Consider the following 19865-nt stretch of genomic DNA (forward strand, 5'->3'; position numbering starts at 1 on the left):
GACCGCAACTCCTGATGGAAGCAAGAAGCAACGAGGACTTGAGCATGACGGCGACCTTGGCAAGCGATGTGGCGCTCACCGAACAGGCGGCGAAGCGAATCGTCGCGCTTCTTTCCCATGAGGCGCCCGGCGCCGTGTTCCGCGTCTCGGTCGAGGGCGGCGGCTGCTCGGGCTTCCAGTATCAGTTCGCGATCGACGCCGCGCCCAGGGCGGAAGACGCGCTCGTCGAGCGCGACGGCGCTCGCGTCGCCATCGACCCTGCGTCCATCGGCTTTCTGGCCGGTTCGAAAATCGATTTCGTCGACGATCTGATGGGCCAGTCCTTCCGCGTCGAGAACCCCAACGCCACCGCCTCCTGCGGCTGCGGCACGAGCTTCTCGATCTGAGACGCGCGCGCCATGCGTTTCGGCCATACTAGGCGGAATGCCGGACAGCGGAGATTGCCTTGGACGCGCTCTTTATCGGACACGCTTATATCGACGTCACCATGCTCGCCGACGAAATGCCGGCGGGCGACGAAAAGGCGGTCGCACGCGACTATGCGGTGAGCTTCGGCGGCAACGCGGTCACGGCCGGCTTCGCCTGCGCCAAGCTCGGCCATGATGTGCATATGCTGACGACGCAGGCGCGCGACTGGCTCGGCCACATGTTCGCGGAAATGGCCGATTGCTACGGGATACAATTGTATCCGAGAAAGGTGGCGCGCTCCTCGCTCTCTTTCGTCTGGCCCAATGACGGCCAACGCGCGATCCTGCGCGCGCGCGATGACAGTTATCTGCATCCCTTCATCCGGCTGGACATCTCCTCCGCGCGGATCCTCCATCTCGACGGCCATATGGCCGACGCCGCGCTTCATTACGCCAGGGCGGCGCGCGAGCGCGGCGTGCTCGTCTCCATCGACGGCGGGGCCCTGCGCCCGCATATCGAGGAGATTTTCGACTTCGTCGACGTCGCTGTCGTGTCGAAGCAGCTCTGCAAGCAGATGTCCTTCACCGAAACGCAGATGCTGGCCTGGCTGAAGTCGAAAGGCTGCCGGGTCGGCGCCGTCACCGTCGGCGAGAAGGGCATGTTCTGGTACGGCGAGGACGGGGAGCTCCAGCACCTGCCCTCGCTCCATGTGCCCTCGGACCGCGTCGTCGACACTTCCGGCGCCGGCGACGTCTTCCACGGCGCCTATTGCGCCTCCTATCTCGAGCGGCCCGACGCCCCCTGGCGCGCCCATTTCGAATTCGCCCGGGCGGCCTCAGCCCACAAAGTCCAGCATCTCGGCAACGAGGCCGGCCTGCCGAGTCGCGAGGACATCGCCCGCGCCAGCGCAGAATTCGGCCAAAGCCTCACAACGGAAGCCCTTGTTTAGCTGGGTTTTCCACAATCTGCGGAAAAGGGCTTGGCAAACCCATCCGCCCCTTGTATACGCCCCTCACCACGACGTTCCCCGATAGCTCAGCTGGTAGAGCACGCGACTGTTAATCGCTAGGTCGTAGGTTCGAGTCCTACTCGGGGAGCCATTCTTTCCAACCAGTCAGAGACGATGCGCCTGCGCCGTGGGCGCTTCAAGGCCGCTGCGGTTCCCTGAGAGCGTAACAGCGATATAGCCTGCTTTGCGCAGGGCCGCCGGCGCCGCCACTGCGCGATGGCGGCTTCGCATACAGGCATTCGGATCGACGCCATGAGGCCGTGCACGCGGCGACCCCTCCGCTGAGCATTTTTGAGTCGCGCGCGCTGAAAGCGGGCGAGATTCGTGACGTCTGCGCGCAAGTCATCGCACCAGTATAGAATGACGACATAGGGCCAGAGGCGTATTTTCAGTTCCATAGGGAATTAAACTACTGAGGCCAGTGGCGTTCCCTGTGCTTTTTGCCTCGCCTCGTCTTGTGAGCGCGTCGCGATCATATAGATTGTTTCCGGATTGTTTCTCTAGATGCATGTGCGGCTATGAATCGGGTCAGGTGCGATGCAGACAAATCGCGAGTGGCGCCATTTCCGGGATTACGGCGGAAGACGGTGCTGGTTGCCGACAAAAGTGCGGCGATGCGCGCCATCCTGGAGCAGACGCTGGCGCGTTTCGGCTTCGAGGTGCTGACCACAGGCGACGCCGCGGAGCTGCGCCTCTGGGCGGCGAATCGCGCCGCCGATCTCGTCATCGCAGATGAGAGCGTGCTGGACGACGGTCGGCTTCTGCCGTTTCTCGGCAAGGCCGCGCCTGACCTGCCGGTCGTCGTAACCCATGCCGCGGCTCCCGCTGCGCCCGCGCAGCATGATCATCCGCGTCTGCGCGCACGGCTCGCCAAGCCCATCGATCTCAAGGGTCTCGTTGCGCTGTGCGAGGAGGCCGCCAGCGAGACCCCCGCGCTCGGCGGGGAGACGGAAGCCATTCCGCTGATTGGCAAGTCGTCGACAATTCAGGAACTCTACCGCGCCTTCCTTCGTCTGGCGCAGACCGACCATCCCGTTCTCATCACCGGGGAATCCGGAACCGGCGCCGAGTTGGTCGCGAGGGCGCTCCACAAATTCGGCAAGCGCCGAGCCGGCGCCTTTGTCTCCATCGACATCCCCGGGCTGGGCGATCCGCAGCTATCCGCTTTCCCGGACAGCGCGGCGCCGGGCGAGGCGGCTTGGAGCGCGATCGCAAGGGCGCGGCGGGGCACGCTCTATCTCGAGGAGATCGCCGATCTGTCGCTCGACGCGCAAGCGCGGCTCCTGCGCCTTTTGAAAGAGGAAATCGCGCTGACGCCAGTGCCGTCGCGGATCATCGCCTCCACGCGCCGGGACCTGGCGCAGCTCGTTGCGCAAGGCGCGTTCCGGGAGGATCTGTTTTACCGACTCAATGTCGTGCCGTTGCGTCTGCCGCCCCTGCGCGAACGTCTCGAAGATCTGCCGGATATCGTCGACGCCGTGCTGAAACTCGCCGGCGAGGAAGGCCTGCCCGCGCCGCGCATCGACGCTTCGGCGTTGGAATGCATCAAGCAATATGACTGGCCCGGCAACATTCTCGAATTGAGCAATTTCCTGCGCCGCATCGCCGTTCTCTACAGCAGCGACGTGATAACGGCGGAAATGGTGCGGACGGAGCTGGCGCGCGAGCCCCGTCGGCCGCTGCAGCCAAAGGAAATCAGGCCAAACGAACTCGCACCTCAAAAGCCGTCCCTGGCGGGCGCGGTGGAGGATTACGTGAGCGACATGTTGCGCGGCGCGAACCAGTCGCCGCCCGATCTCTACGACCGGCTGTTGCGCGAGATCGAGACGCCGCTCCTGCGCCGCGTGCTCCTGGCGACGCGCGGCAACAAGCTGAAGGCGGCCGAGATTCTCGGTCTCAACCGCAACACCCTGCGCAAGAAGCTGGAGAAGCTGGGGATGTGACGAGCCGCTAGCGCAAAGCCGCTAGCAATTGCCCGTCCAGTGATTGTGAGAACGCCTTGCCACCGGCTCTCCTCCGGCAAAGCGCGTTCACCTGCGGCGATGCGCGTAGAGCACCTTGCCGATGATGCGCACGTCGGCGGCGGGGCCATCGGGCCTGCCTTGCCGAATGACCGGTTCGCGCCAGTAATCGAGCGTGCTCTCCGACCAGAGTTCGAGGTCTTCGCCCTGCAGGAGCGCGCGCTTGCCGAGCAGCTCCAGACTGTCGCCCCGCAAACGCTCGATCACCACAATGTCCCCGCTCGCCACGCTTGCGCTGCTGACGTCGACGCAGCGCAGGAGTTCGCCCTCGCGCGCCAGTTTGTCGAGCGACGAGCCTTCGACGACGAGATCGAATTGCGCATCAGGCGGAAAGCGCGGGTCAGGCGCATTCGGGCATATCTTTTCGCTGTTCAATCCGCGCGGCATGGTCCCCCCCTGGCGGACGGATCATCCACCGGGGAAAAAGAGACTCATAGATCCGCCGGGCGCTCCCGCATTGGCGCCAGCGCCACGGGGCGACCGATTTCAATTCCCCCGCCCCGTTCGCTCGGGCCCGCGTTTCGATTCGCCTCTAGAAATTCAAGACGCGCGCGTCCGCCAGCTTTGCCGCCGCATGGAATTCGCCCATCCCGCCGAGCTTTATGCGCTGGTCGAGACTGGCCGCGCCGAGGCCGCGCGCTTCCAGGCAGGGCTTGCAGGCGAGCACCGTCGCGTTTGGATGCGAAACCACGTCCTCGAATTTGTTGGGTGGCCCGACGGGCACAAGTTTCGATGCGGCGCCGCCCACCGCTGAAAACACCGCATCGGCGAAGAGCATCAGCGTCACCTGATCGCCATCCTGCAACGCCGTGGCGGCGAAGATGAATGGCAGCATGGCTCTTGTCGGATCCGTTGGGCCATATGTGGCGGAGATCACGAAGTGCATTTTTCCTCCCTGCGCAGGGCTGTTTGGTTTCAGCTCTTGAAATATCCCACGGTTTGCGAGAGCAGCACTTGCTGATCGTGGCTCAGCCCCAGCGCGTCGGCGATCGCCTCGCGGTTGATCCATGCGCGGATCACGGTCGCAAGTCCGTTGCTCGCGCAGAACAGATAGACGTTCTGGGAAATCGCGCCCGCGGCGGCGAAGGCGTAACTTTCTCGCTGACCTGCGGGAACGAGCGACAGGCGGCTGTGGTCCGCGACGAATACGAGGTCGAGCGGGGCCTCGTCGACGAAATCCTGATAGCCGGTGATGGCCCGAAGGTCACGTCCAGCCACGAGTTGGAGCCTGTTGGCGCCGGCGTCGTAGAGATAGGCGCCCGAAGGGAGCGCGACCTAGAGGTCGATTTCCTGCGCATTCAGCGCAGAGGGAGCCGTTCGGCCGCCGTCGGGCCGGTTCACGCCATAGGCTGCCCAGAGAAGGTCGGAGAGCGTCTGCAATTGTGGTTCGCGGGGCGAAAATTCCCGTTCGGAACGCCGCCGCGACAGCGCCTCCATCAAGGGCTCCCCGCCCTCCTTGCTCGGCGGCGGCAATTCGATCGCCGGCGCGCCTTCGCCTTTCGCAGGCTTTGGCCGCAACTGCCCCATCATCCCCAGCACAAGCTTCGTCAGGGTGCTCATTGCCGCGATCTCCGGCGCTCGAATGACAGAGTATTCCGGTCGCCTCTGATTCAACAAGCGCAACGATGGGAGGCGGGTCGAAGAGACTAAAAGCCGGCAAAAAGAAAGGGGCGACCCACGAGATCCGGGTCGCCCCACGCGAACGCCAAGGACCACAAGGGCGCCATGCCGAACCCGTCGTTAGCGGCCTTGCGACGTTACTTCCCGCTCTCGGTTTTACTGTCGTTGTCCATATCGTGATGGTGGTGGTGATGATGGTGGTGATGGCACCCATGCGCCAACGCCGCCGCCGGGATCAGGGACATCGCGAGGGAAACCCAGGCGGCGACAATAAGCTTCGTTAGCATGTCGAACTCCTGACCTTTTCTACCGCTGCGCATGTTGCATGCGACACGACGTAGATAGGCGGCCCCTGCTGAGCGGCAATGAGCGGCGATCACGGCTGCTTGAGCTGGAGAAAAAATGCGCGACCAGACGCGCGCCGCTCACGGCATCAGGAACCCCGCCGCATCTTCGCGCTTCAGCATGTTCTTGTTTTTCACCCAGGCGAAGCCCTCTCCCTTGGAGATCACCGCGACGTCGATGGGACCGCCCACCGTCTCCTGCTGCTGCGTCGACATGCGCGCCTTGAAAGCCGTCAGGCTGATGAGCGCCTCCGCCATCTTCGCAAGCTCGAAGCGCGACAGCACGTCCACCGCGCTGATCAGCGGGAGCGTGTATTTCTCCTGAAACTCTTTCTCGAGAATTTCCCGGACCGCCCCCGCGGTCTCCTGAGCCTGCGCGCGCGCGGATTTCCCGGCTTTATGGGCCCCGGTCGGGGCCGGCAGGCATTTGACGATGATGTCGACGAGCCGCTCCTTCATCGCCGGATAGATTCCGGTGCAGAACAGATCGATCATGTCGGTCTGCGCGAAGGGAATCACGATGACAGGATGCTCGCGGTCGACATGCGCCTCGTCCACCTTGAGCCAGCGCAGGCGGGCCGCGGCGACCGTGCCGACATTGTAGATGTAGAGGCTTGGGAAAAGCTCCGCTTCGCCGAAGCCCGCGACGATGATCCCCGTAAGATTGTCGGGATGGAACCATTGATGCGTATGCGTCAGCTTCACGAGAAGACGTAGCGCGTCGCTGATCTCGTCGTTGAGATGGACGTCGTGAAAGAGCCGCGTCTCCAGCTCCTTCAGGACCTCCGCGTATTCCGACAGGATGCGCTCGCCGTAAGCGTGGCCGAGCTGATCGATCGGCGCGACGCCCTTGAAGGCGGCGAGCGCTTCCTTGATCGTCTGCAACAAGAGGGTCGACGCCTTGTGAGGATGATTGCGCGGCGGACCGTCGAGCTTTTTACGCCATACGTCCCTTATGTCGGTCGTCCAGAGCGCTTCGACGATGCGACGGAACCAGTCTCGCTGCACGGAAGCCGGGAACAGCGTCTCCGACGCCTCGACGAATCGAAGAAAGTCCTCGCCATATTGCTCGGCCGCCGGGAAGCGCCGCTCGCCGAGCTGCCGGATATAGCTCTTGATGACGAGCTCCCACGGCACGCCCATGATCTCGGCGCAGCCATAGGCCATAATGGCGATGGGCGCCTCTGCGATTTTGAAGAGCTTTTCGGCGGTATGGTAGACCTTCTGCCCATCGCTGACCGAGAGCGCGCTGTCGGCGGCCAAAGCGACGCCGTGCTTGTTCATCACCGCAACTTCACAAGTCACCGAGGCCCTCTCGCTTTTCCCGCTCGGCCTCAGTGAATATCAACCCGCGTCCGGCGTCGATAGAAAAGGTCCCGCGCCGCCGAGCGGCTCGGAGGCGGCGTTCCGCCCCCGCCGGGCTCAACGCCCGACTTTGTGCATTGCTTGGTCCGGCTCTTGGGAGAACGTCGTGAACGACCCCTGGCTGCTGACTTGCGGCTGAGGGTTGCCGCAATATTTCGGGCAGCCATTGGGGTCGACGATCAGGCTCGTCGGCGGCCTGTAGACGTAAGGCGTCGTGTAGGGCGTGACATAGGGGTTTTGCTGCGCCGAGGCGGCGGTGGCGAGAACGAACGCGGCCAGGACGACGGTTGTGATCCCTTTCATCTTTCGTCCCCTCGCCATTCGGGCGACCCCAAATCCGCACCCGCGGCCTTCCTCAGCGACGTCCCGCCCCGTTTTCCAGCGCACAGCCGCGCGTCGCCACGGCGCATATTCTCCTCTCAGCTAAGGGAGATGAAAATGACGAAGTTGCTCACATTGACCGCCATCATTGCGACGGGCTCCTGGGTAGGGGTCGAAGCCTATGTCGCGGCGGCGTATCTGGCGGATTGGGCTCGGGAACTGCTCGCCATGTCCTTGGCGGTCCTTTGAAGGTTCCCTTGGCGGTCCTTTGAAGGTTCCTGACCTGGGGAACTCCCGACGGCCGAACGGCCGGGCTGAGGTTGCGGCAAAAAAAGACCGCCAGCGCTTTCACGCTGACGGTCTTTAAACCGGACCGCAAAGGACCCGATTCACACGCTGATCGTGACGATCAGAGGCGCGTGATGGTCACAGCGGCGATAACAACCATAGCCAGCATGGCAGCGGGGACGAGCCAACCCATCTTTACCTCCCTCAGAATGCGCTTAAAGCGCCGTTTTTTCTGCTTTACGCGTGCGCCAGTACAGCGGAGGGCTTGGTTTTTGTCAAGCCCAATCCCGCGCCAGAGCCAATTATCCACGCTCCGAGGCGGCCGCCCGGCAGCCCACGCGCGACTGCCAGGAGACCCTACGTCGAGTCCGCGCGTCTGGCAAATTTGATGAGAACATTTCGTGCTCACGCGCGTTGCACGGCATTACCGACCCAAGCAGGCGCGGCCAAGGCGAAGGCCAGCGCCTTCTTCAGATGGAGGCCGCAATGCGAGCCAGGCTCCTTGTCTCTGTGGCAGTCGCGACGCTATCGCTCTGCATTTCACAGGGCTACGCGCAGAACGCCGGACGAGACGAAACGGGAGGCGGGGCCGCTAGGCCGGGCCAGACCGAATCCGCCGCCCCCCAGCATAAGCAAACCGGGACCGAGGTGGCGAAGAAGCATGAGCGTCGCAGCGAAGGCGCCCAGGAGCGGAATCGCGAGCGCGCGGAAACCAAAGCGGCGAAGGAATCGAAGGAGTCAGAGCGCAAGGACGCCGCAGAGACCGCAAAGCAGGGCGAGACCGCGAAGCAGGGCGAGGCGGCCAAGAGCGCGAGCGACGAAGAGGGCCGCGGAAAGCTGGGCATGGACGAGAATCGCCGCCACAAAGGCAAGCGCGACTCGAGCAAGCACGAAGCGAAACCCGAGCCCGGCGCCGCGACTCAGGGCGCCAAGGAGCCCGAGAAACAGGACAAGGCCGGACGCGCCGAGTCGCAGAAGGACCAGCGTACGGGCGCGAGCAAGGGCGACGAGGAGCGCCGCGGCGCCCAGAACGAGATGGAGCGCGGGCAGCGCCCAACCGAGCGGCGAGGCGAGGCGGACCGGGATCAGCTGCAGGGCCGCGACGTCTTCGGGCGCTCGTCTGACGCTGACAGGACGCGCGGGGCGGAGTCGACCGGCCCGCGCGGCGAGCGCCGCGAAACCTTTGGACGGACCGACCGCGACGAAACCCAGCGTGCGGGCCGTAACGAGCGCGGCGGCTTGCGGTTGAGCGAGCGTGACCAGACGCGCGTGCGCGACATCATCGAGCGGCGCGGCGGCCCCCGCATCACCCGCAACGAATTCAATGTCCGGATCGGCGCCGTCGTTCCGCCGACCGTGCAGTTCGCCCCCCTGCCCCCTGAAATCGTGGCGATCGCGCCGCAATATCGCGGCTATGACTTCGTTCGGGTCGACGATCAGATCGCCATCATCGATCCCGGCGACCGCCAGGTCGTCGCCATGCTGGGCGGCGAAGGCGGCCCGCCTGCCGCTTATGGATATAACGAGCGCGGCGGCGGGTATGAGGAGCGCGGCGGCGGTTACGAGGGGCGCGAAGGCGGCCGCTACGGCTCCGCCCGCGAGGAAGGCTACCGGGGCCGCCGGGAGCGCGGGGAAGCCTATGGCTACGCGCCGCGCGTACGGCTCGACAACCGGCAGGAGCGCGCGCTCTATCGCGGCGTGATGCAGGAGGCCAAGCAGAACCTGAAGCAGGTCTGCGTGCGGGTCGGCGACCGGGTGCCGGAGTTCGTCGACATCGAGCCGGTCCCGCGCCAGATTGCGGCCGAAACGCCGGACGTGGCGCGCTTCGACTACTTCGTGCTGAATGATCAGGTCGTCCTGGTGGACCCGGACAGCCGGAAGGTCGTCGACATCATTGAGGAGCCGCGCTGACGCGGCGACGCAAAGGCGCCGGGGACCCGTCCCCGGCGCCTTCTATTTGCCGAGAATTGCTAGCCGGCCTTGTGCGCCTTCGTCACCGCAGAGTGGCGTTCATGTTTCTGCATATGGCGCTGCGACTTGTGCTTCGCCGGCTTCGCCTTCGCGGGCTCGGTGGCCGCCGGAGCTGGCTCTTCGGCCGCGGCGAAGACCGGCTGGGCGAAAGCGGCGCCGGCGACGGCAAGAGCCATGGCGAAAAGGATGTTCTTCATATCAGGCGCTCCATTGCTTGATGCCCCAAGCCGCGGGCACCGTCGCATGGTCGGACTGAACCCCGCCTGACGACGAAATTCATTTTATATTCATCTGCTTACAGAAACGCCGCCGCTTAGTTTTTGCGTAGGAGGCGGTCGCGCAGGGACTCATAGATCGGGGCGCTGGCCAGCAGCGTCGGCGCCAGCATGGCGGCGAAGCAGGCGGCGAGCATGGGAAGCAGCATCGTCACGCTGCCGGTCATCTCCGTGACGAGCACGATCCCCGTCAGCGGCGCGCGAACAACGCCGGTGAAGAAGGCCGTCATGCCGACGACGGCGAAAGCCTGCGGCTGAATATCGACGCCCGGCAGCAGCAATCCGAAGACGACCCCGAAGAAAAGACCCGCCTGCGCGCCCAATGCCAGCATCGGCGCGAAGAGGCCGCCCGGCGTCCCCGCGGCGTAAGAAGCGTTGCCGAGGGCGAATCTCACCAGCAGAACGAAAGGCAGGACGAACACGTCCTGCCAGCCCGCGAGCGCGGCCAGCGTCAGGCCATCGCCGCCGCCGGCGAGACGCGGCGAGAACCAGACGAGAGCGCCCACGGCGGCGCCGGTGAGCGCGGCCTTCGTTTCCCCCGACAGGCGTGAGCCCTCGAAGGCCGAGAGCGTCGCCAGCAGAATGCGGTTGTAGAGGACGCCGAAGAGTCCCATGGCGGCGCCGAGGACGAAGAAGAGCGGACCGATGGCGGGGGCGGGGTAATCGAGCGGCGGCATCAGGAAATCGGGCGAGTCTCCGAGCAGAAGATGGGCGACCGCTATCGCCGTGGAGGAGGCCGCGAGCGCCGCGATGGCGATGCGCTGCTCGAATTTCTGGACGAGCTCCTCCAGCACGAAGACCGCGCCGGCCATGGGCGCGTTGAAGGCGGTGGCGAGCCCCGCCCCCGCCCCCGCCGCGAGCAGCGCGCGGCAATCGGCCCAGTTGCGGCGGAAGCGCTCGCCAGTGAGATGGCCGATGACAGCGCCCATCTGGACGCTCGGCCCTTCGCGCCCGAGCGCTAGGCCGGCGCCGATGGCGAGACAGCCGCCGATAAACTTCACCGGCAGCAGGATGAAGGGCGCTGGCGGAATCTCGCCATGCAGCACGGCCTCGACATGCGGAATGCCGCTGCCGGAGGCGTGCGGAGAGAAACGCCGCACCACCCATCTGGCGACGAGCGCGGCGCCGGCGCAAAGCGCGACGACGGCGATAAAGCCGACTGCCGCCCTGCCCTGCGCCCAGACGACGACAAGGTCGCGCAGCCGATCCGCCTGCTGCAAGGCGAGGCGAAACAGCGCGCCGACCAACCCTGCGACACCGCCAACCAGCAACGCCAGCGCCGCCAGCGTGACGAGGCTCCTCTGGCCGCTTTCGCTCTCAACTGGAACGTGGACGTTCATTGCGCGCCGCCCACGGCCCTGATGTCCACCGAAACGCCCAGCGCCTGCCGCCCCGCCCCGACGATCACGCCGTCGATCGGCGACACGTCCGCATAGTCGCGGCCGATGGCGACGACGATGTGGTTGTCGTCGGCGTACATGGCGTTGGTGGGATCGAGATGTATCCAGCCGAAGGGCTCGCCGCACCAGACGGCGACCCAGGCATGCGACGCGTCGGCGCCCTCGAGATGCGGCTGGCCCGGCGGCGGCGCGGTGCGGATATAGCCGCTGACATAGGCCGCCGGCAGCGACAGGCCGCGCAGGCCGGCGATCATGATATGCGCGAAATCCTGACAGACGCCGCCCCGCGCCGCGAAGGCGTCGGCGAGCGGCGTCGCGACATGGGTTGCGTTCGGGTCATAGGCGAAATCCGCCTTGATCCGCCGCATCAACTCTTCCGCGGCCTCGAGAACCGGGCGCCCCTGCTGGAAGCTCTCGCGCGCATAGTCCGTGACCGGCGCGTGGAGCGGCGCCTGACGACTGGGGAAAAGCCAATGGACCGGCGATTCGCGCGACAGCGTCCTGGCCGCCCCGGCGGCGCGCGCGACATTCTCCCAGGAGGGCGTGAGGCAGGCGGCCGGGGGCTCCTCCCGCGCGACCTCGACACGCGCGGAAACGGAAATGCGGAGCCGCGCATGGGCCTCGCGAATCATCGCCTCGACGACCCGATTGCCGAAGAAATCCATGCTCTCACGCGTCGCCTCGGGCGCCGGCGCCGCCTCGACGCGGCTCCGCAACACGCGCTGGCCCCTGCTCTCGCGCGGCGTGAGCCGGATGGCGCAGCGCGTCGAAGCGACGCTCGCCTCGTAACTGTAGGTCGTGACGTGTTCGATGTCGTAGATCACGCGAGCTTCGATCGCTTGTCCGTCGGCGCCGGATCGCTGGAATGCGAAAAATACCGCTCGGAAATGGCGTTGGCGAGCGCCATCATACGCTGCTCGAAAATCAGCACGCTCTCTGCGTCGAGACGGCGCGCGTCCGCGGCTTCGAGATCGGCGCGCAGCGATACGGCGAGCCGACGCTGCGGCTCCATCATGCCGTCATCGATGAGGGCGGGCAGGCCGGCGAGATGTTCGTCGATGCGCCGCGCCTGGAAAGCAACGGAGCGCGGATTGAAGGGATCGAGCATGGCGATGTCGAGCGTCGGCGCCAGCGCGGGGCCGGCAAGATAACGCGAGCGATAGGAGATCTGCGAGTCGACGAGTTCGAGCAGCGCGTCGAGCGTCTCCATCGTCGGATCGTCGGCGGCGAATTGACGCACGAAGCGGCAGGTGTTGACCGCGCGCTCCATGCGCTTGCCAAGATCGAGGAAGGCCCAGCCGGAGACGCGGTTGAAATTCTCGTCCATCAGGCCAGAGAGCGCAGCGAGCGTATGCAAGGCGCGCTCGGCCATCTCGAGAATTTCGGGCTCCAGCGGCGCGCCGTCCGCGGCGCGTTCCAGACGCGTTTCAAGGCGCACCATCAATTGCCACATATCCTGCGACAGACGTTCGCGCACGATGGAGGCGGCGCGCTTCGCCTGCCCGACGATGGCGCGCGCGGAGCCGTAAAAATCGGCGTTGCTCGCGGCGGTCAGCGCGATGACGGCGCCGGGATGCGGGGCCGCGAAAGGCGCGGCGGCGCCCCAGGCGACAAGCAGCCGCTTTCAACCGCTCGATGGGCCACCCATCGCCGCATCCGGGCACTCGTCGGTCAGACGGTTGCAGAGGCAGCGCACGATGCGAAGCGTTGCTTCGGCGCGTTCGAGGTAGCGGCCCATCCAGAAGAGATTGTCGGCGGCGCGGCTCGGGAGATTGCCCGGCACGCGCACCACCCGCGCGTCGTTCTTTGCGGGCAGCAGCGTCGTCGCGTTTTCGGGGGCCTCCGCGCCGATCACCCACACATCGGCGGATTGCGCGCCTGCGCCCATGGAGATGGCGCGCGCGTCGCGGCGGTCCGAAACGCGGCAAAAGCCGCCGGGCATGACCTTCCAGCCCTCCGGCGTCGCGGCGGCGAAAACGCGCAGCGTGAAGGGACGCGGAGTCAATACGCCGTCGTCCCAGGCGGGCGTCGTCGAGAGCTTGACCACCTCCTGCCCCACATAATCCATGCCGCGCGCCTGCATGGCGCGGACGAGGCGCGCGCGCTGCTCGACGTCGAGCTCGGCCCCGATCGCGGCGCGGGCGCCGTCGAGGCCCGCGGCGTTGTCGTTGAAGGCGCCAGCGATGGCGCGGCTGTCGAAGGCGTGCAAAGTCTCGTCGCGCTCGGCCTCCTGCCCGCACCACCATGTCGCGACATTGGGGAGGCGCAGCTCTTCTCCGATGAGCCTTCGCGCAATGGTGGGAAGGAAGCTCATCAAGGCGCGCGACTCGACGAGGCCCGAACCGGGCATGTTGGCGACGGCGACCGCGCCGTTGCGAATGGCGTCGAACAATCCCGGCGCGCCGAGCTTCGACGCGGCGTTCGCCTCCAGCGGATCGAGCCAGTCCGCGTCGACGCGCCGCCAAACGACGTCGGCGCGCTTCAGCCCGGCGACGGTGCGCACATGGAGCTTGCCTTCGCTCGTCGCGAGATCCTCGCCCTCGACCAGAATGAAGCCGAGATAGCGGGCGAGATAAACCTGTTCGCTATAAGTCTCGCTATAGGGACCGGGCGTCATCAGGCAGATGCGCGGATCGCTCCGCGGTCGCCGCGCGACCGCGCGAAAATCGCGGAAGAACGGACCGACGCGGCGCACGTTCATCTCGCGATAGAGACTGGGAAAGGCGCGGGCGAGGATCAACCGGTTCTCGACTGCGTAGCCTGCTCCCGACGGCGCCTGCGCGCGATCGCCGAGCACCCACCATTTGCCGTCAGGCCCGCGACCGAGATCGACCGCGTAAAAGCGCAGCCATCGCTCGCCCTTCGGTCTCACGCCGCACATCGGGCGAATGAATTCGGGCGAGCCTGCGACGACGGCGGCCGGCAGCGCGCCCTCGGCGACGAGACGCCCCTCGCCATAGACGTCGTGCAGGATGCGATCGAGAAGCTCGGCTCGTTGCGCGACGCCCGCCGCGATCTCGCGCCAGTCGCTTTCCGTGATCAGCAGCGGCAGGCGGCTCAGCGGCCACGGCCGTTCGCGCGCCTCGCCATGCACGCGGTAGGTGACGCCGTATGTCGTTGATGCGCCGCGCGGCGGCGGCGAAGCGGCTCGAGCTCATTCTCGCCGAGCGCCGACCAGCGTATCGAGCAGCGTCGACCAATGCGCGCGCGGGCGCCCGTCCGGGCCGATCAGCTCGTCGGGGACGCCGGGCAGCGGGCGGTAGTCGGCGATCCAGGCGGCAAGCCTTTCCGCCTCGTCTCCCGGCGCTGCGACTGCTTCGCGCTCAACGGCCAAATCGCCTCCGCAAGTCCAGCGTCAGCGGGAACTCGCCCGCAGGTTCCTCGCGCGGCGGCTCGATCCGTCCGGGCGTATGGCCGTGACCCTGGAAGCGCGCGAGCCGCCGCGCCTCGGCCTCGTGCGCGTTGACCGGAAAGGTGTCGTAACTGCGTCCGCCGGGATGGGCGACGTGATAGACGCAGCCGCCCAGCGAGCGGTTGCTCCAGCTGTCGACGATGTCGAAGGTGAGCGGCGTATGGTTCGGGATCGTCGGATGCATGCCCGAAGCCGGCTGCCACGCCTTGAAGCGGACGCCCGCCACCGCCTCGCCCACGACGCCGGTGGAGGCGAGCGGCACGCGGCGGCCGTTGCAGGCGACGACGTGGCGGTTGGGCACGAAATGCTTCGCTTTCACTTCGAGACGTTCGACCGAGGAGTCCACATAGCGCACCGTGCCGCCCGCCGCCGCCGCTTCGCCCAGCACATGCCAGGGCTCGAGCGCGTGGCGGATCTCAAGCGTCACGCCGCCGTGCTCGATGCTTCCCGCGAGTGGGAAACGGAACTCATATTGCGCCTGGAACCATTCGGCCTCGAACGGGTAGCCGGCGCGTTTCAGATCGTCGAGCACGCCGAGGAAATCCTCCCAGACGAAATGCGGCAGCATGAACTTATCGTGCAGCGCGGTCCCCCAGCGCACGAATTGCCTTCCTGCGGCTCGCGCCAGAACCAGGCGACGAGCGCGCGCAGCAGCAATTGCTGCGCGAAGCTCATGCGCGCGTCCGGCGGCATCTCGAAGGCGCGGAACTCGACGAGACCGAGGCGGCCCGTCGGGCCATCGGGCGAATAGAGCTTGTCGATGCAGATTTCGGCGCGATGCGTATTGCCGGAAACGTCGACGAGCAGATTGCGATAGAGCCGATCGACGAGCCAGAGGGATGTGCCCATCCCCGGCGTTCGGCGTACCTGCGAGCGCGATCTCAAGTTCATAGAGCGCGTCGTGACGCGCCTCGTCGATCGCGCGGCGCCTGGCTCGTCGGGCCGATGAACATGCCCGAGAAGAGATAGGACAGCGACGGATGTCGCTGCCAATAGAGCACGACGCTCTTCAGGAGATCGGGGCGGCGCAGGAAACGGACTGTCGGCCGGCGTGATGCCGCCGAGGACGACGTGATTGCCGCCGCCGGTTCCCGTATGGCGGCCGTCGAGCATAAACTTCTCGGCGCAGAGGCGGGCGTTGTGCGCTTCCTCGTAGAGTGCGGTGGTGATCGCGACAGAGCTTTCCCAACTCGTCGACGGGTGAATGTTCACCTCGATCACGCCGGGATCGGGCGTGACCTTGATCACGTTGAGACGAGGATCGGGCGGCGGCGGATAGCCCTCGATCTGCACCGGCACACCGGTCTGCTTGGCGGCCTCTTCAACGGCGGCAATCAGCGCGGCGTAATCTTCAGCGTCGTAGAGCGGCGGCATGAACACACAGACACGCCGTCGCGCGGCTCGATCGCGAGCGCCGTGCGCACGACGCCCCGATATTTCCTGGCGCCACACGTCCTGTTGGCGGCCGCGCGCGCTCGCTGTACTTCTGCGCGGCGCTGCTGCAAAAGGATCGTGCGCTCGGGAAGCGGCCGGTTCGGCCCCATCGGATCGCGCTCAATTACGTGCGGGTAGTCGAGCGGCGAGACTATCGGGAACGAGGGAGTTTAGCAGTGGAAGCCAGACCGACGGGCGAGTCGCCGGGCGAGAGAAACAGGCGTCCGCGCCGCAGCGACCAGCGTTCGGTGACCCAGCGCCGGCCCCTGTCGGCAGTTTGCCACGCCTGAATCGGCAGCACGTAGCTCGCGACAGCGCCGAGGCCGCGATCGAACACGCGGGCCATGCGGGCGCGTTCGGCGGGGTCCTTCAATCTTGTTGGCTCGCCGGATCGACGTTGATCGGTAGCTGCCCCTCCTTCAGCATCCAGTGCGCGGGATCTTCGTAAGCGGGGATGACATAGTCCTTGCCGACGCCGAGCGTCTCCGCGAGCTCGCAGCAAACCGCGCATCAACTTGTCAGCGTCTTCGGAGGTCGCCGGGCGAGCGACGCTTTCGCTGACGATCAGATCCTGGTTTTCCCAGATCGGCTTGCCGTCCTTGCGCCAATAAAGCGCGAAGGCCCAGCGCGGCAGGCTGTTCACCGGGATACCATTTGCCCTGACCGTAATGCAGCATGGCCCCCCGGGCAAAGCGGCGCGCAGGCGGCGAATGAGATCGTCGGCATAGCGGCGCTTGGTCGGTCCGACGGCGGCGGTGTTCCATTCGGCGCCTTCCATATCGTCAGCGGCGACAAACGTCGGCTCACCACCCATGCTGAGGCGCACGTCGCCTGTGGCGAGGCGCTCGTCGACGGCATGACCGGTGTTGACGATCGCGTTCCACGTCTCGTCGTCGTAAGGCTTCGTGACGCGCGGCGTCTCGCGAATGCGCTCGACGCGCATGACGAAGTCGAACTCGACATTCGCGGGATCGACCACGCCCGAGATCGGCGGCGCGCAGGAGCGATAATGCGGCGCGCCGCAAGTGGAATATGGCCTTCGCCGCAGAAAATAGGCCGGACGTCGTCGAGGCCGATCCAGCCGGCGCCCGGGATGTAGACCTCCGCCCAGGCGTGCAAATCGGTGAAATCGGTATCCGTGCCCATCGGGGCCTTCGATGGGATCGACATCGGGTTTCAGCTGGATGAGATAGCCGGAGACGAAACGCGCCGCGAAGCCGAGCCGCCGCAGGATTTGCACGAGCAGCCAGGCGCTGTCGCGGCAGGAGCCCGAACGTGGAGTCAGCGTCTCTTCCGGCGTCTGCACGCCCGGCTCCATGCGGATGACGTAGCGGATGTCTTTTTGCAGCTGCGCATTGAGATCGACCAGAAAGTCGATGGTGCGCCGCTTCTCGCGCGAGATCGCGTTCACATAGTCGTCGAGCGGCGCGCCGGCGGGCTCGATCTCGAGATAGGCGGCGAGCTCCGTCGCCAGCTCCGCCTTGTAGACGAAGGGAAATTCTTCGGCGTATGGCTCGACGAAAAAGTCGAATGGATTGAAGACGGCCATCTCGGCGAGGAGATCGATCTCGATCTTGAACTCGCGCGCCTTCTCGGGAAAAACGAGCCGCGCCTGCCAGTTTCCGTGCGGGTCCTGCTGCCAGTTGATGAAATGCTCGGTCGGCAGAATTTTCAGCGAATAGCCGGTGACGCGCGTGCGGCAATGCGCGGCGGGCCGCAACCGGATGACCTGCGGACCGAGGCCGACGGGCCGGATCGTATTTGTGAAGCGCGACTTGGATGACGTGGTGAAGCGCGACCAGCCGGGTCAGCGCGGAGATCATCGGCTCCTTGCCGACGATGCGGCGCGCGAAGTCGTCTGCCTCGAATTCGTTCTTGCGCGAGCGATAGGCGAGGAGCGGATGTAGCAGATGAGAGATCGGCTCCTTGGCGAGGAGCAGCGCGACGAGCACCACGCCCGGATCGCTGGGAAGGCCGAACCAGCCGGCGAAAGTCTCGCTGGCGAACGCCCAATGCAGAACCGCGAAGCCGATGAAGGCCATGATCGCCGCCTGCACGAGCATCTGGCGCACATGGCCATATTTGAAGTGGCCGAGCTCATGCGCGAGAATCGACTCGATCTCCTCGAGCGAATGCTTCTCTAGAAGCGTGTCGAAGAAGACGATGCGCTTCGCCTTGCCGAAGCCCGTGAAATAGGCGTTGCCATGGGCCGAGCGCTTCGAGGCGTCCATCACATAGAGGCCCTTCGACTCGAAGCCGCACTTTTGCAGCAGCGCCTCCATGCGGGCCTTGGTCGAACCCTCCTCCATCGGCGTGAACTTGTTGAAGAGCGGCGCGATGAAGGTGGGGTAAATCACCGTCATGGCGATGATCAGGCCCATGAAAGCCACATAGGCGAAAAGCCACCAGCTCTCCGGGAAGGCGCCGAGCAGCCAGAACATGCCGTAAAGCAGCGGCGTCGCCATTCCGAAGCCGAGAGCGACGCTCTTGAGTTCGTCTAGGAGGAAGGTTTTCGGGGTGAGGCGGTTGAAGCCGAAACGCTCTTCGATGATGAAAGCGCTGGCGAGGGAGAAGGGCAGCTCGAAGAGATGGCTGATTAAGCCCGCGGCCAGCACGAAAACGACGCTGCGCGTCATGCCCGGCGCGATGAATTGCGATACGAGCGCATAAAGCGGCACCATGAAAGCCGCCAGCCACAGGATAGAGAGAATCGCGTCGTAAAGCGTCTCTCCCATCGCGAAGCGCGTGCGCGTCAATGTGTAATCCGCAGCGCGACGATGCTCTTCGAGCGTCACTTCGCGCGCGAAATCCGCCGGCACGGCGTCGCGATTGGCCTCGACATTGTCTGTTTGTCTCTTGCGAAGATAAACGCCCAAGGCCGCAGACGCGGCGATGGCGACACAGATAAGAACGCCAATAAGGCTCATCGATCCGCTCCGTTTGTCTGATTTCCGTCAAAAATAGGCGCTCTGGCCCAGCTTTGCTAGGGGTCAATAGGGCCAGCGCGAAAAAGCGGCGCTTACGCTGGGTCAGCGCCCCAGCAGCACGTCCCGCGCGGCGTTGAGAGCGGCGGCGCGCTCGACCGAGCCGCCATGGTCAGGATGGGCGCGCTTCATCTGCGAGCGATAGGCCCGCTCGATCTCGCGCTTGGAGGCGCTGACCCCGACCCCGAGCACGGCGCGGGCGCGGGCTTCTTCGCTCAATGGCGCGCTCCAGGCCCGGGGGGCTTCGCGCTCTCCGAACCCGCCCCCGGCATGGGCCTCCTCCTGCCGGTCCGCGCGGCGGTGGAACTGGGCCTTGGCCCTCTGCCCCGCGCCGCGCGGCTGCGGTCGGCGATAGCGGCTCTCGTCCTGTTCAATGAATCCGAAATCCTCGAAGGCTTCCCGCAGCCGGTAGCCGAGGTCGTGGCCGAGCAACACGAAAAACGCCGCGAGGGCCGCGCCGAATATGCCACGCTCGGTGAGAAAGGCGGCCGGCAGCATGCGGCTGTTCAGGCCCTCGGCCCCGTAAATGTCGTCGACGGGCCCGCCGAGGCCTCCCCCGCTTTCGGCCGAGGAGGTCATCCAATAATCGACCATGTAAGGCGTCAGGCCGTGGAAAAGCGACGGCGCCACGCAAAGCGCGATGATCCCCGCCATCCAGAAGCCGTTGGACCAGCGGCGCGTGCGGGAGCTGGAGAAGCCGCGCCAGGCGGCGTAGGCCGCCGAGAAGAAAATGATGGTCAGGCTGAGAAAGGTTTGCAGCCCGGCGGCGGTCGAGAGCGCGTGGCGGCCGGCGGCGCTGGCGGCGGCCATCAGCGGAAAATGACCCGCCTCGGCATAGCGCCGCATCGCTCCGTCGCTGGTCGCCAAAGGCGACAGCTCCTGCGGCTCCGTTACATGCAGACCGAGCACGATGATGACCGCAAGGCCGAGCACCGCCGCGGCGGCGCCGATCACCGGCAGCAGCATCCCCCGGCTTTGACCGAATTCGATCTCCTGCCAGGACGGTTCGAAGG

General features: G+C 65.8%; 16 protein-coding genes, 1 tRNA gene and 4 pseudogenes. 6 read left to right on the plus strand and 15 right to left on the minus strand.

Annotated features, from left to right (window positions below; translation table 11 throughout):
- The first annotated feature begins 44 nt into the window (after positions 1-44).
- From ACPFMJ_RS05285 to ACPFMJ_RS05300, 4 genes are all read left to right on the plus strand, one after another.
- The gene (locus ACPFMJ_RS05285) at positions 45-386 is read left to right on the plus strand and encodes a HesB/IscA family protein (RefSeq protein ID WP_424362802.1); all 342 of its coding nucleotides are present in this window, start codon (positions 45-47) and stop codon (positions 384-386) included.
- A 59-nt stretch (positions 387-445) separates the two neighbouring features.
- Positions 446-1357, plus strand: a complete 912-nt coding sequence (locus tag ACPFMJ_RS05290; protein ID WP_424362803.1) for a sugar kinase — start codon at positions 446-448, stop codon at positions 1355-1357.
- A gap of 75 nt (positions 1358-1432) precedes the next feature.
- Positions 1433-1508 (plus strand) — tRNA-Asn (locus ACPFMJ_RS05295).
- A 523-nt stretch (positions 1509-2031) separates the two neighbouring features.
- On the plus strand, positions 2032-3360 hold the full coding sequence (locus ACPFMJ_RS05300) for a sigma 54-interacting transcriptional regulator (RefSeq protein WP_424362805.1): 1329 nt from the start codon (positions 2032-2034) through the stop codon (positions 3358-3360).
- Between the two features lie 87 nt (positions 3361-3447).
- On the opposite strand, the gene ACPFMJ_RS05305 is transcribed toward ACPFMJ_RS05300, so the two are convergent.
- The 6 genes and pseudogenes from ACPFMJ_RS05305 to ACPFMJ_RS05330 form a co-directional block, all read right to left on the minus strand.
- Complete coding sequence (locus tag ACPFMJ_RS05305) at positions 3448-3825, minus strand: hypothetical protein (RefSeq protein WP_424362806.1); 378 nt, start codon at positions 3823-3825, stop codon at positions 3448-3450.
- Between the two features lie 145 nt (positions 3826-3970).
- On the minus strand, positions 3971-4324 hold the full coding sequence (locus ACPFMJ_RS05310; protein WP_424362807.1) for a DsrE family protein: 354 nt from the start codon (positions 4322-4324) through the stop codon (positions 3971-3973).
- A 29-nt stretch (positions 4325-4353) separates the two neighbouring features.
- Positions 4354-4998 (minus strand): annotated as a pseudogene (locus ACPFMJ_RS05315) (nitroreductase family protein).
- Between the two features lie 197 nt (positions 4999-5195).
- Positions 5196-5345 carry a hypothetical protein gene (locus ACPFMJ_RS05320; protein ID WP_424362808.1) on the minus strand — a complete coding sequence of 50 codons (150 nt, stop codon included), beginning with the start codon at positions 5343-5345 and terminating at the stop codon, positions 5196-5198.
- A gap of 138 nt (positions 5346-5483) precedes the next feature.
- Positions 5484-6707 (minus strand): hypothetical protein, encoded by a 1224-nt coding sequence (locus ACPFMJ_RS05325; protein ID WP_424362809.1) that lies wholly within the window; start codon positions 6705-6707, stop codon positions 5484-5486.
- A 117-nt stretch (positions 6708-6824) separates the two neighbouring features.
- Positions 6825-7070 (minus strand): hypothetical protein, encoded by a 246-nt coding sequence (locus ACPFMJ_RS05330; RefSeq protein WP_424362810.1) that lies wholly within the window; start codon positions 7068-7070, stop codon positions 6825-6827.
- Positions 7071-7205: 135 nt separating this feature from the next.
- On the opposite strand from ACPFMJ_RS05330, the gene ACPFMJ_RS05335 reads away from it, so the two are divergent.
- Both ACPFMJ_RS05335 and ACPFMJ_RS05340 read left to right on the plus strand, forming a co-directional pair.
- Positions 7206-7337: a hypothetical protein gene (locus tag ACPFMJ_RS05335; protein ID WP_424362811.1), complete on the plus strand. Its 132-nt coding sequence runs from the start codon at positions 7206-7208 to the stop codon at positions 7335-7337.
- Between the two features lie 687 nt (positions 7338-8024).
- Positions 8025-9287 carry a DUF1236 domain-containing protein gene (locus tag ACPFMJ_RS05340; protein WP_424362812.1) on the plus strand — a complete coding sequence of 421 codons (1263 nt, stop codon included), beginning with the start codon at positions 8025-8027 and terminating at the stop codon, positions 9285-9287.
- Between the two features lie 59 nt (positions 9288-9346).
- On the opposite strand, the gene ACPFMJ_RS05345 is transcribed toward ACPFMJ_RS05340, so the two are convergent.
- From ACPFMJ_RS05345 to ACPFMJ_RS05385, 9 genes and pseudogenes are all read right to left on the minus strand, one after another.
- Entirely contained in the window at positions 9347-9544 is a 198-nt protein-coding gene (locus ACPFMJ_RS05345; RefSeq protein WP_424362813.1) for a hypothetical protein, read from the minus strand.
- A 116-nt stretch (positions 9545-9660) separates the two neighbouring features.
- Entirely contained in the window at positions 9661-10962 is a 1302-nt protein-coding gene (clcA, locus tag ACPFMJ_RS05350) for a H(+)/Cl(-) exchange transporter ClcA (RefSeq protein WP_424362814.1), read from the minus strand.
- Complete coding sequence (locus ACPFMJ_RS05355) at positions 10959-11846, minus strand: transglutaminase family protein (RefSeq protein ID WP_424362815.1); 888 nt, start codon at positions 11844-11846, stop codon at positions 10959-10961. The genes clcA and ACPFMJ_RS05355 overlap by 4 nt, the downstream gene beginning before the upstream one ends.
- Positions 11843-14116: pseudogene (locus ACPFMJ_RS05360) on the minus strand (circularly permuted type 2 ATP-grasp protein). Before ACPFMJ_RS05360 ends, ACPFMJ_RS05355 begins: the two are co-directional and overlap by 4 nt.
- A 60-nt stretch (positions 14117-14176) precedes the next feature.
- On the minus strand, positions 14177-14356 hold the full coding sequence (locus ACPFMJ_RS05365) for a hypothetical protein (RefSeq protein WP_424362816.1): 180 nt from the start codon (positions 14354-14356) through the stop codon (positions 14177-14179).
- Positions 14346-15808: pseudogene (locus tag ACPFMJ_RS05370) on the minus strand (transglutaminase family protein). The gene ACPFMJ_RS05365 and the pseudogene ACPFMJ_RS05370 overlap by 11 nt, the downstream one beginning before the upstream one ends.
- Positions 15809-16019: 211 nt before the next feature.
- Positions 16020-17588 carry a transglutaminase family protein gene (locus ACPFMJ_RS05375; protein ID WP_424362817.1) on the minus strand — a complete coding sequence of 523 codons (1569 nt, stop codon included), beginning with the start codon at positions 17586-17588 and terminating at the stop codon, positions 16020-16022.
- Positions 17589-17634: 46 nt separating this feature from the next.
- A pseudogene (locus ACPFMJ_RS05380) lies at positions 17635-18795 on the minus strand (M48 family metallopeptidase); the annotation flags it as partial.
- A 102-nt stretch (positions 18796-18897) separates the two neighbouring features.
- Complete coding sequence (locus ACPFMJ_RS05385; protein WP_424362818.1) at positions 18898-19818, minus strand: J domain-containing protein; 921 nt, start codon at positions 19816-19818, stop codon at positions 18898-18900.
- Positions 19819-19865 lie beyond the last annotated feature (47 nt).

Origin of the sequence: Methylocystis parvus (assembly GCF_049675845.1) — a bacterium.
Lineage (GTDB): Bacteria > Pseudomonadota > Alphaproteobacteria > Rhizobiales > Beijerinckiaceae > Methylocystis > Methylocystis parvus_A.